Genomic DNA, 1,221 nt, shown 5'->3' with positions numbered 1-1,221 from the left:
AACCTGCTGTGAAACCCAAGTAAAACCGATCGGGCGCTGCTGGCGCCCGATCGGTTTGGAGATTTGAATGTCATTGAATCCTGATATCGCCGCATTTCTGCAACTGGTCGGCAACGGCCGGGCCAGTGGCAAACGCGTCGGCATGCACGAGTTGAGCCCGACCGAGGCCCGTGAACAATTCGATCAGTCGTCGTTGCTGATGGACGCCGGCGGTGAAGAACTGGTCGTGGTGGATGAGCTGCAATTGCCAGCGCGTGACGGTGCACTGTTGAACGCACGGATCTACAGTAACCATGCGTTGCAGGCGGGCGCCGGTCGTCCGGCGCTGTTGTATTTCCATGGTGGCGGCTATGTGGTCGGCAGCCTCGACTCGCATGATTCGCTGTGCCGCGCGCTGGCCTCGCTGGCCGATTGCGTGGTGCTGTCGGTGGCGTACCGACCGGCGCCGGAACATCGTTTTCCAACAGCGGCCGATGACGCCCGCGATGCCTGGGACTGGCTGGTGGCGAGTGCGGCTGATCTGGGCATCGACACGGCGCGGCTGGCGATTGCCGGTGACAGCGTCGGTGGCAGTCTGGCCACGGTGCTGGCTGCGCAACTGACGGCTGCTGCCGTGCAGCCGCGTTTGCAGGTGCTGATTTATCCGGTCACCGATGCCAGTCGCAGCACGCCGTCGATCGAGCGTTTTGCCGAAGGCTATCTGCTGGAGAAGGCTTCGCTGCAGTGGTTCTACGCGCACTATCAGCGTGATGCCAGCGATCGTCTCGATCCGCGTTTCTCGCCGTTGCTCGGCGAAGTCCCGGCAAATCTCGCGCCGGTGCTGATGGTGTTGGCCGAGTGTGATCCGTTGCACGATGAGGGGGTGGCTTATGCCCGGCATTTGCAGGCGGCGGGGGTTGCTGTGGCGCTGAAGGTTTATGAGGGGATGACCCACGACTTTATGCGTATGGGGGCGATTGTTGATGAGGCTGAGGAGGCGCTGGGGTTGATTGCTGGGCGCTTGGTGGAGGTGTTTGATTTGGCTTGACCGGGGGGGGGGGGAATATCCGTTGCTGCGGTAACGGCCACCTAGGGTTCCGCCCTGACGGCGGGTCACTTTTGGCAAACGCCCCAAAAGTAACCAAAAGGTCTATGCCCTGACGTTCGGCCCTCGCTTAGGCTCGGGTTCCTTCGCTGCGGGATTCATCCGGGGGGCAGCGCCTACGGTTTGCTTCGCTGCAC

Annotated in this window: 1 protein-coding gene; it reads left to right on the top strand. The window is 62.2% G+C overall.

The window, feature by feature from the left end; all coding sequences use genetic code 11:
* The first annotated feature begins 67 nt into the window (after positions 1 to 67).
* Positions 68 to 1,027, top strand: coding sequence for an alpha/beta hydrolase (locus L6D63_RS26920; protein ID WP_131670068.1), 960 nt, complete (start codon positions 68 to 70; stop codon positions 1,025 to 1,027).
* Positions 1,028 to 1,221: the final 194 nt, after the last annotated feature.

Origin of the sequence: Pseudomonas parakoreensis (assembly GCF_021602155.1) — a bacterium.
Classification (GTDB): Bacteria; Pseudomonadota; Gammaproteobacteria; order Pseudomonadales; family Pseudomonadaceae; genus Aquipseudomonas; species Aquipseudomonas parakoreensis.
Note: the sequence above shows the minus strand (reverse complement) of the source record. Positions and strands in the feature narration are given on the sequence as shown.